Source organism: Falsiroseomonas oryziterrae (assembly GCF_021864505.1).
GTDB classification, from domain to species: Bacteria; Pseudomonadota; Alphaproteobacteria; order Acetobacterales; family Acetobacteraceae; genus Falsiroseomonas; species Falsiroseomonas oryziterrae.
In genome coordinates this window covers 1-9,588 of record NZ_JAKJIB010000137.1, presented here as the reverse complement: position 1 = coordinate 9,588, position 9,588 = coordinate 1, and the positions used below count along the sequence as shown (strand labels likewise).

Here is a 9,588-nt window from a genome sequence, read left to right as displayed (position 1 = left end):
GAGCGGCGGCTGCTCCGCGCAGCGCGCGACCGCGAAGGGGCAGCGCGGCGCGAAGCGGCAGCCGGGCGGCGGGGCGCGAAGGTCGGGCACCGTGCCCTCGATGCTCGCCAGCCGCTCCGCCCCGCCTTCGAGCGAGGGCGCCGCGCCCAGCAGGCCGACCGTGTAGGGATGCTCCGGCCGGGCGAAGAGCGCGGCGGCGGGCGCGCGTTCCGCCACGCGGCCGGCATACATCACCACCACCTCGTCGGCATGGTCGGCGACGACGCCGAGATCGTGGGTGATGAGGACCACCGCGGTCCCCGTCTCCGCCTTCAGCTCGTCGATCAGGCCGAGGATCTGCGCCTGCACCGTGACGTCGAGCGCAGTGGTCGGCTCGTCGGCGATCAGCAGCCGCGGGCGGCAGGCGAGCGCCATGGCGATCATCACGCGCTGGCGCATGCCGCCCGAGAGCTGGTGCGGATACTGCGCGGCGCGGCGCGCGGCGTCGGGGATGCGCACGCGGTCGAGCATCTCGACCGCCTTGTCCCAGGCGGCGCGCTGCGAGAGGCCCTGGTGCAGGACCAGCGCCTCGGCCACCTGGTCGCCGGCGCGGAAGGCCGGGTTCAGGCTGGTCATCGGCTCCTGGAAGATCATCGCCATCTCGCCGCCGCGCTTCAGGCGGCGATCCTCGGCCTCCATCGTCGTCAGCTCGCGCCCGGCGAGGCGGATCGAGCCGCCGATCGCGGCGCGCGGCGGCAGCAGGCCCATGATGGCGAGCGCGGTGACGGACTTGCCGCAGCCGCTCTCGCCCACCACGGCGAGCGTCTTGCCGGCCTCGACCGCGAAGGACACGCCGTCCACGGGGCGCAGCGGGCCGCGATCCGTGGCGAGCGTGACGGCGAGGTCGCGGAGTTCGAGGACGGGCCCGCTCATGCGTCCTGCGCCTGGGCTTCGGCGACCGCCGCCTGGATCACGGCGCGGTCGAAGACGCCGGGATGGTCGCGCCCGGGCAGGAAGCGGCGGAAGTGGCGCGTGTAGCCGCGCCAGACCGTGTAGAGGCGGCGCAGCTCGGCCAGCGGGTCGGGATGGTCGTCCACCCGCAGGTCTAGATCGGGATAGGGGTCGCGCGAGCCGACCTGGATGCCGGCGGCCTGCCGGCCGCGCTTGTCGCCACCGGCGGCCTCCCCGGCCTCCATCGCGGCCAACAGGCGCTCGGCCAGCGGCAACCCGGCGGTGCCGAGGAAGGCGTCGCGGGTCGCGGCGACCACCTCGGGGCCGGCGAGCATGTTGCCGGCCACGGAGACATCTGCGCCCGAGACATGGCCGCACCAGCCGATGCAACCGTCGCCGGTATGCTGCGCAACGCGCCCATCGGCCGACATCACATGGACCTGACGTGTCGCACGGCCGGCATCCGCCGCGATCAGCGCGGCGAGGGCGGGCTCCGGCGCCTCCCCCGCGCGCAGCCGGGCGAGCGCGTCAGGCGCGTGGAAGGGATTGACCAGCGCCTGGGTGCAGGCCGCGCCGACGCCGCCCTCGACGCGCGGCACGAGGGCGCCGCAGGCCAGGAAGCGGCTGGCCACGGCGGCGCCGATCTCGCCGGTCACGGGATCGCGCGCCAGGATGGACCACGTCATGGCCGCATGAACGACAGGCGGGGCATCCTGCGCAAGATGCCTGCGCGGCGATGCCCCGGCCCATTCGTCCCTCTCTGCCCAACTCCTGGCCCGGGCCTGCCTGCCCGGCGGGCAGCTACAGCTTCACGCGGAGCGCGTGGGCGATCTCGCCGAGGATGCCCCGCCGGAAAGCGAGCACGCAGGCGATGAAGATGGCGCCCTGGATCACCAGCACCCAGGCGCCGAACTCCGCCAGGTAGTTCTGCATGGTGACGATCACCGCCGCCCCCACCACCGGGCCGAAGATCGTTCCGAGGCCGCCCACCAGGCTCATCAGCACCACCTCGCCGGACATGGTCCAGTGGACGTCGGTGAGGGTGGCGATGTTGAAGACCAGCGACTTGGTGCCGCCCGCGATGCCGGCCAGCGCGGCGGAGAGCACGAAGGCCAGTAGCTTGTACTGCTCCACCCGGTAGCCGAGCGATGTGGCGCGCGGCTCGTTGTCGCGGATCGCCTTCATCACCTGGCCGAAGGGCGAGTGGACGATGCGGTGGATCAGCAGGAAGCCCGCCAGGAACACCGCCGCGACCAGCCAGTACATGGTCAGGTCCGCGGTCAGATCGAAGATGCCGAACAGCGTGCCGCGCGGGATCGCCTGGATGCCGTCCTCGCCGCCGGTGAAGGGCGCCTGGAGGGAGAAGAAGTAGACCATCTGGGCGAGCGCCAGGGTGATCATCGAGAAGTAGATGCCGGCCCGGCGGATGGCGAGCCAGCCGAATGGCAGGCCGAGCGCGGCGCCGATGGCGCCGCCCATGAGGATCGCGAGCTCTGGCGGCACGCCCCACGCCTTCGCGGCATAGCCGGTGACATAGGCGCCCATGCCGAAATAGGCGGCGTGGCCGAAGGAGAGCAGCCCGACATAGCCGATCAGCAGGTTGAAGGCGCAGGCGAAGAGCGCGAAGCACAGGATCTTCATCAGGAAGACCGGGTAGAGGAAGAACGGCGACACCAGCACGAAGGCGACCATCACCAGGAAGGCGATCGCCTGGGGGCGGGTGAAGCCGAGGAAGGCTTCCTTCTCCGTCTGTCCGCCGAGGGGGCCGGAGGCGGCGATGGACGTGCCGTCGGCCATGTCTCAGGCCCTCCCGAACAGGCCGGCGGGCCGCGTCAGCAGCACGATGGCCATGATGACGAAGACCACGGTCTGCGAGAAGGGCGGATAGACCACCTCGGTCACGCCCTGCAGGAAGCCGAGGAGGAAGCCGGTCACGATCGAGCCGGCGATCGAGCCCATGCCGCCGATCACGACGACCGCGAAGACAGTGATGATGAAGTTCGCGCCCATCGCCGGATGCACGGAGTAGATCGGCGCCGCCAGCACGCCCGCGAAGGCCGCCAGCGCCACGCCCGCGCCGTAGGTCAGCGTCATCATCAGCGGCACGTTGATGCCGAAGGCCTGCACCAGCTGCGGGCGTTCCGTCGCGGCGCGCAGGTAGCTGCCGATCTTTGTCTTCTCGATCACCAGCCAGGTGGCGAGGCACACGGCCGTCGCGGCGATGAGCACCCAGACGCGGTAGCCCGGCAGGAAGAAGTCGCCAATCTCGAGGTTGAGCGCCTGGAACTCGCGCGGCGGCGTGTAGCGCTGGCCGGAGGAGCCGAAGTTGTTGCGGAACAGCCCCTCGATCACCAGGGCGCAGCCGAATGTGAGCAGCAGGCCGTAGAGATGGTCGAGTTTGTACAATCGGCTGATCATCAGCCGTTCCATCAGCACGCCAACGAGGCCGACGATCAATGGGGCGAGGATCAGCGCAGGCCAGTAGCCGATGCCGAGGAAGGCGAGCAGCATCCAGGCGACGAAGGCGCCCATCATGAACTGTGCGCCATGGGCGAAGTTGATGACGTTGAGCATGCCGAAGATGACGGCAAGCCCGAGCGAGAGCAGGGCGTAGAAGGCGCCGTTGATCACGCCCAGGATGACCTGGGGCATCGCAAGCTGAAGTTCGAAGAGCAGGTCTTCCATGGTTCCCCGGCGCCCTCGTTGGTGACGTCAACGGGGGCGGCGCGCGCCGCCCCCGCCCGGCGTCAGGACCGCACCAGCGCGCAGCCGCCCTCGTTGATCGGGCGGAACGCCTCGTTGGCCGGGATGGTGGAGACGAGCTTGTAGTAGTCCCACGCGCCGCGGCTCTCCTGCGGGGTCTTCACCTCGAAGAGATAGGCAGGGTGGATCTTGCGGCCGTCGGGGCGGATGGTGCCCTCGCCGAAGGCGTCGTCGCTGGTCGGCATCGCCTTCATGCGCGCGACCGCCTCGGCGCCCGAGGCCTTGGCAGCGGCGACGCCCATGTCGCGCACCGCCTTCAGGTAGTGCAGCACGCCGGAGTAGCAGCCGGCCTGCACCATGGAGGGCCGCAGGTTGCCCGGCATCTGGCCGAGGCGCTGGGTGAAGGCACGCGTACGGTCGTTGAGGTCCCAGTAGAAGGTCTCGGTCAGCACGAGGCCCTGCGCCGTTTCGAGGCCGAGGGAGTGGACGTCGGTGACGAAGACCAGCAGCCCCGCGAGCTTGGTGCCGCCGCGGGTGATGCGGAACTCGCCCGCCTGCTTGATCGAGTTGATGGTGTCGCCGCCGGCATTCGCCAGGCCGATCACCTGCGCGCGCGAGCGCTGCGCCTGCTGGAGGAAGGAGGAGAAGTCGGTGGTGCCCGGGAAGGGCGTGCGCACGCTGCCGACCACGCGCCCGCCGGCGGCGTTCACGAAGGTCGTCGTGTCGCGCTCCAGCGCATGGCCGAAGGCGTAGTCGGCGGTGATGAAGAACCAGGTCCGCCCGCCGGCCGCCACCATCGCGCCGCCCGTGCCCTTGGCGAGCATGTAGGTGTCGTAGGTCCAGTGGATGGTGTTCGGCGTGCAGGCGCTGCCCGTCAGGTCGGAGGTTGCGGCGCCCGAGTTGATGAAGACCTTGTTCCGCTCGCGCACCAGCGTGTTCACCGCCAGCGCCACCGAGGAGGTGGGAACGTCCACGATGACGTCCACGCCGTCGCGGTCGAGCCACTGCCGCGCCACGGTGGAGCCGACGTCCGGGCGGTTCTGGTGGTCGGCCTGCACGACCTCGACATTGATGCCGGCCTGGGTGATGCCGCTCTCCTGGATCGCGAGGCGCACCGCCTGGGTCGAGCCGGGGCCGGAGATGTCGCGGTAGAGCGAGGACTGGTCGTTCAGCACGCCGATGCGGATGGTGTTGGCGGCCTGGGCGCGGGCCGACCGGAAGGGCAGCGCGCCCCAGACCGGGGCGGTGGCGGCGGCGCCCAGAAGCGTGCGGCGGTTCATGGTCATGCTCGGTTTCCTTTCCCTGTCCTTGCTGCCCGGGCCGTCAGACGCCCAGGTACTCGTGCAGCCGGTCCATGCTGGCGGCGAGTTCGCCGTTCTCCACCATGTCCACGACCTGGCCGTGTTCCATCACGTAGTGGCGGTCGGCGACGGTCTGCGCGAAGCGGAAGTTCTGCTCGACGAGCAGCACGGTGAAGCCGCGCTGCTTGATCTCGCGGATCATCGCGCCGATCTGCTGGACGATCACCGGCGCGAGGCCCTCGCTCGGCTCGTCGAGCAGCAGCAGCCGCGCGCCGGTGCGCAGGATGCGCGCGATGGCGAGCATCTGCTGCTCGCCGCCCGACAGCTTCGTCCCCTGGCTGCGCGCCCGCTCCTTGAGATTGGGGAACAGCGTGTAGATCTCGTCGAGGCTGAGGCCGCCCGGCGCGATCACCGGGGGCAGCATCAGGTTCTCGGTCACGTCGAGCGAGGCGAAGATGCCGCGCTCTTCCGGGCAGTAGGCGATGCCCTGGCGGGCGATCTGGTCGGGGCGCGCGGCGATCAGCTCCCTGCCCTCGAAGCGCACCGAGCCGGCGCGACGGCCGGTCAGGCCCATGATGGCGCGCAGCGTCGTCGTCTTGCCCGCGCCGTTGCGGCCGAGCAGCGTGACCACCTCGCCCTGGCGGATCTCGAGGCCGACGCCGTGCAGGATGTGGCTCTCGCCATACCAGGCCTCGAGCCCCTGCACCGCGAGCATCGGCGCGCCGGTCGCGGCCGGGCGGTCCAGCGCCATGCTCTCCGCCATGCTCAATGCCCTCCCGACACGCCGGGGTCGGTGCCGAGATAGGCGGCCTGGACCTCCGGGTTCGCGCTGACCGCCGCGTAGTCGCCCTCGGCCAGCACGCGGCCGCGGGTGAGGACGGTGATGGTGTCGCAGAGGCCGGCGACGACCTTCAGGTTGTGCTCCACCAGCAGGACGGTGCGCCCGGCCGCAACGCGCTTCACCAGCGCGATCACGCGGTCCACGTCCTCATGCGTCATGCCGGCCGTCGGCTCGTCGAGCAGCAGCATCTGCGGCTCGAGCGCCAGTGTCGTCGCGATCTCGAGTGCGCGCTTGCGGCCATAGGGCAGCTCGCCCGCGGTGAGCTTCGCGTAGCCGGTCAGCCCGACATCGTCGAGCAGTTCCATGGCGCGGGCATCGAAGCTCTTCAGCAGGCTCTCGGAGCGCCAGAAGTCGAAGCTGGCGCCGCGCGCGCGCTGCAGCGCGACGCGGACATTCTCGAGCACGGTCAGGTGCGGGAAGACGGCCGAGATCTGGAAGCTGCGCACCAAGCCGAGGCGGGCGACCTCGGCGGGCTTCATTCCGGTGATGTCGCGCCCGTCGTAGCGGATGCTGCCGCGCGTCGGCGGCAGGAACTTGGTGAGCAGGTTGAAGCAGGTGGTCTTGCCGGCGCCGTTGGGGCCGATCAGGCCATGGATCGTGCCGCGCCGCACCTTGAGCGCGACATCGGCCACCGCGACGAAGCCGCGGAACTCCTTGGTCAGGCCCTCGGTCTCGAGGATCGGGCCATCACTCGCCGCGGATGCCACGCCCCGCTGCCTCCCTGCTCCCGGCCGGGCCACGCGCCGGGTAGAGTCCCGACATCCGTGCATGCCCGCCATGTGTTGGCATTCTTCATGAAGAAGCCCGCGCCAATGCGCAAGGGAGGGGCGCCGCGTTTCGGCGGAGCCCCCGGTGCAAACGATTCCGCGACCTCAGGCGCCGGCGAGCGCCCGCTGCATCCGCCCGATCCCCTCCTCGAGCAACGCCCGGGGACAGCCGAAGTTGAGGCGCACGAAACCCTGGCCGGGCGGCCCGAAATCCGGCCCGGCGTTGAGCCCGACGCGCGCCCGGTCGAGGAAGAAGCGGTGCGGATCGGCGGCGGCGGCACTGCCGCGGCAATCGAGCCAGGCCAGGAAGGTGCCCTCCGGCGCGCGCAGCCGCACGCCAGGCAGCCGCTCCGCCACCGCGCGCAGCAGCCAGTCGCGGTTGGCCTGGAGATAGGCGATCAGCGCCTGCCGCCAGGGCTCGCCTTCGGCCAGCGCCGCCTCGGTCGCGACGAGGCCGAGGATGTTCACATGATCGGCGACGCCGGCCAGGGCGGCGGCGTAGCGGGCGCGCAGCCCGGCGTCAGGCACCACCGCCCAGCAGGCGTTCAGCCCGGCGATGTTCCAGGTCTTGCCGGCCGACATCAGCGTGATGGTGCGCGCGGCGAATTCGGGCGCGAGCGAGGCGAGCGGGATATGCCGGCGGCCGTCGAAGAGCAGGTCGCAATGGATCTCGTCGGAGACGATCGGCACGTTCTCGGCCAGGCAGGCCTCGGCCATCGCGGCCAGTTCCGCCACGCCGAAGACACGGCCGGTCGGGTTGTGGGGGTTGCAGAGCAGGAAGGCGCCGTCCTGCGCGGCCGGGCCGTGGCCGGCGCCGCGCAACGCGGTGCGCAGCGCGTCCATGTCCACCTCGTCGTCGTCGGTCAGCGGCGCGTCCACCCGGCGCAGGCCCCAGTTCCCGGGCGCCTTCAGCATGGGCGGATAGACCGGCGTCTGCACCACCACGCCGGCGCCCGGCCCGCAAAGCGCGCGGAGCGCCAGGTTGAAGCCGGGCACGACGCCGGGCAGCAGCAGGATCGCCTCCGGCGGCACCTCCCAGCCGTAGCGCGCGGCGAGCCAGGCGACGATGCGTTCCTTCACGCGCTGCTGCGCCACGCCGTAGCCGAGCACGGGGTGCGCGAGCCGGTCGGCGATCGCGGCGCGAATCGGCTCCGCCACGGCGAAGTCCATGTCGGCCACCCACATGGGCAGCACGTCCTCGTCGAAGCGGGTCCACTTCACGCAGCCGCTGTCGCGGCGCGCGATGGGCGCATCGAAGAGCGTCGGATCGAACGCGTTCACTCGGGTCGTCCCCCCACCACCACGGGCCGGGCGGGATCCGCGCTCCAGCCCGACCAGGACTCAGGATACATGGCCGCGTCGAGTCCGAGAGAGGCGAGCGCCGCGACGCCGACGGCGGCGGAGATCCCGGCGCCGCAATAGATCCCGATCGGACGGCTGCCGTCGGCGCCGAGCGCCTCGTAGAGGTGGCGCAGCGTCGCCGCGTCGGCGAAGGGCCCGGCCTCGGTGAAGTTGTCGGCGGCCGGGGCGCTGAGGGCGCCGGGGATGTGCCCGCGGCGAGGCGCGCCCGCCGGCGTGGCGCCGCCGATGTAGTTCGGCCGCACCCGCGTATCGAGCAGCACGCCGTCGCGCGGCATCGCGGCCGCGTCATTGGCGTCCAGCACCTTCATGTGCCCGGGCGAGAGCACGACGTCGCCCGGCGCGGGCTGCGGCGGGCGATGCACGACCGGCAGTCCGGCCGAGACCCAGGCCGCGAGGCCGCCATCGAGCAGCCGCACATCGCCGATCCCCGCCCAGCGCAGCACCCACCAGCCGCGCGCCGCGACCAGGCCGCGGTCATGGTCGTAGACGACGACGGTCTGGCCCTGGCGCAGGCCCCAGCGTCGCGCCGCCGCCTGCAGCGCGGCGATCTCCGGCAAGGGACGCGAGCCGCGCGTCCCGCCGCCCGGCCCGGCCAGTTCCGAGGGCAGGTCGACATCGACCGCGCCCGGGATCCGCGGGCGCGTCGCGTCGTCGTCGCCGCGCGGGTTCCGGATGGCGAGGATCGCCGCGCCGTCGAGACGCGCGACGGCCTCGGCCGTCACCAGCACGCTTGCACGCTGCCCCTGCTCGTCCATCGCGCCCCCCTGCCCGCTCATCCTGCCGCGCCGCGCGACGACGAGGGAGACCGGTGCCCAGCCGTGGCGATGCGCGAATTCGGCGCGCGACATCCGCGCCACACGCATGAGTCATATCGCCGCCGGCGCTTGATCTTCCTGGGAACCAACGTCATCTCCGTGACATCCTGAAGATCCCGGACATGGAGTCGGCCGACATGCCGAAGCCCGACGCCGCGCGCAGCGCAGCGCGCGCCACACCTGCCGCCCCCGACCTCGCCGGCTTCGCGGTCGGCGACGCGGTGATGCACCCCGCCCACGGCGTCGGCCGCGTGACCGGCCAGTCCAGCGCCGATGTGGGCGGCGAGAAGCTGGAGCTGGTTCATTTCGCCTTCGGTGAGGGCCGGCTGCTGCTGCGCGTGCCGCGCGCCAAGGTCGTGGCGAACGGCATCCGCCGCCTCGCGGGCGGTGAACTGATCGCCGAGGCGCTCGAGGTACTGACCGGCACGCCGCGCGGCGCCGCCCGCGGCATCACCTGGGCCCGCCGCGCGGCGGAGCTGCAGGCGAAGCTGAACAGCGGCGACCCGCGCAAGGTGGCCGAGGTACTGCGCGACCTGTCGCGCAACGTGAACAATCCGGAGCGCAGCTTCTCCGAGCGGCAGATCTTCGAGGCGGCGCTGGAACGCCTCTCGGTCGAGATCGCCGCGGTCGAGAACACGACGCGCGAGGCCGCGGTCGCCAAGATCGCCCAGCGCATCCCGGTCGCGCCGACGCCGATCGCCGTCGCGGCCTGAAGCTTCCGTTTTCCGATCCGCTTGGCGGGCCGGCCCGGGACAACCCGGGCCGGCCCGTTCGCGTTGGGGGCGCCATGCAAGCGCCCGATCGTCCGGCCGAGCCGCCACCCGAGCCCACGCCGCCCGAGCCGCCGCCCTCGCCCGCGCCGCCGCGCG

The 9,588-nt window shown here is 71.9% G+C and carries 10 protein-coding genes; 1 reads left to right on the top strand and 9 read right to left on the bottom strand.

What is annotated here, in order from left to right; genetic code table 11:
• The 9 genes from L2I40_RS12500 to L2I40_RS12460 form a co-directional block, all read right to left on the bottom strand.
• Positions 1-912: ABC transporter ATP-binding protein (locus L2I40_RS12500; protein ID WP_237215289.1), on the bottom strand; the 912-nt coding region annotated here is incomplete at its 3' end.
• Positions 909-1,616 carry a DUF1028 domain-containing protein gene (locus L2I40_RS12495; protein WP_237215288.1) on the bottom strand — a complete coding sequence of 236 codons (708 nt, stop codon included), beginning with the start codon at positions 1,614-1,616 and terminating at the stop codon, positions 909-911. The genes L2I40_RS12500 and L2I40_RS12495, both read right to left, overlap by 4 nt.
• A 115-nt stretch (positions 1,617-1,731) precedes the next feature.
• The gene (locus tag L2I40_RS12490; RefSeq protein WP_456305741.1) at positions 1,732-2,727 is read right to left on the bottom strand and encodes a branched-chain amino acid ABC transporter permease; all 996 of its coding nucleotides are present in this window, start codon (positions 2,725-2,727) and stop codon (positions 1,732-1,734) included.
• A 3-nt stretch (positions 2,728-2,730) separates the two neighbouring features.
• Complete coding sequence (locus tag L2I40_RS12485; RefSeq protein WP_237215287.1) at positions 2,731-3,615, bottom strand: branched-chain amino acid ABC transporter permease; 885 nt, start codon at positions 3,613-3,615, stop codon at positions 2,731-2,733.
• Positions 3,616-3,677: 62 nt separating this feature from the next.
• On the bottom strand, positions 3,678-4,919 hold the full coding sequence (locus tag L2I40_RS12480) for an ABC transporter substrate-binding protein (RefSeq protein WP_237215286.1): 1,242 nt from the start codon (positions 4,917-4,919) through the stop codon (positions 3,678-3,680).
• A 37-nt stretch (positions 4,920-4,956) separates the two neighbouring features.
• Complete coding sequence (locus L2I40_RS12475; protein ID WP_237215290.1) at positions 4,957-5,649, bottom strand: ABC transporter ATP-binding protein; 693 nt, start codon at positions 5,647-5,649, stop codon at positions 4,957-4,959.
• A gap of 50 nt (positions 5,650-5,699) precedes the next feature.
• Positions 5,700-6,482: an ABC transporter ATP-binding protein gene (locus L2I40_RS12470; RefSeq protein ID WP_237215285.1), complete on the bottom strand. Its 783-nt coding sequence runs from the start codon at positions 6,480-6,482 to the stop codon at positions 5,700-5,702.
• A gap of 165 nt (positions 6,483-6,647) precedes the next feature.
• A complete protein-coding gene (locus L2I40_RS12465; protein ID WP_237215284.1) occupies positions 6,648-7,823 on the bottom strand; it encodes a MalY/PatB family protein in 1,176 nt (391 codons plus the stop codon).
• Positions 7,820-8,767: a sulfurtransferase gene (locus L2I40_RS12460; protein WP_237215283.1), complete on the bottom strand. Its 948-nt coding sequence runs from the start codon at positions 8,765-8,767 to the stop codon at positions 7,820-7,822. Before L2I40_RS12460 ends, L2I40_RS12465 begins: the two co-directional genes overlap by 4 nt.
• Before the next feature lie 74 nt (positions 8,768-8,841).
• Between L2I40_RS12460 and L2I40_RS12455 the strand changes: the two genes are divergently transcribed.
• The gene (locus L2I40_RS12455) at positions 8,842-9,432 is read left to right on the top strand and encodes a CarD family transcriptional regulator (RefSeq protein WP_237215282.1); all 591 of its coding nucleotides are present in this window, start codon (positions 8,842-8,844) and stop codon (positions 9,430-9,432) included.
• The last annotated feature ends 156 nt before the right edge of the window (positions 9,433-9,588 follow it).

Bases quoted from the DNA above. Each gene is read 5' to 3' on its own strand.
- L2I40_RS12455 (WP_237215282.1), top strand. From the start codon at position 8,842: ATGGAGTCGGCCGACATGCCGAAGCCCGACGCCGCGCGCAGCGCAGCG.
- L2I40_RS12490 (WP_456305741.1), bottom strand. From the start codon at position 2,727: ATGGCCGACGGCACGTCCATCGCCGCCTCCGGCCCCCTCGGCGGACAG.
- L2I40_RS12475 (WP_237215290.1), bottom strand. From the start codon at position 5,649: ATGCTCGCGGTGCAGGGGCTCGAGGCCTGGTATGGCGAGAGCCACATC.
- L2I40_RS12460 (WP_237215283.1), bottom strand. From the start codon at position 8,767: ATGCGTGTGGCGCGGATGTCGCGCGCCGAATTCGCGCATCGCCACGGC.
- L2I40_RS12495 (WP_237215288.1), bottom strand. From the start codon at position 1,616: ATGACGTGGTCCATCCTGGCGCGCGATCCCGTGACCGGCGAGATCGGC.
- L2I40_RS12485 (WP_237215287.1), bottom strand. From the start codon at position 3,615: ATGGAAGACCTGCTCTTCGAACTTCAGCTTGCGATGCCCCAGGTCATC.
- L2I40_RS12480 (WP_237215286.1), bottom strand. From the start codon at position 4,919: ATGACCATGAACCGCCGCACGCTTCTGGGCGCCGCCGCCACCGCCCCG.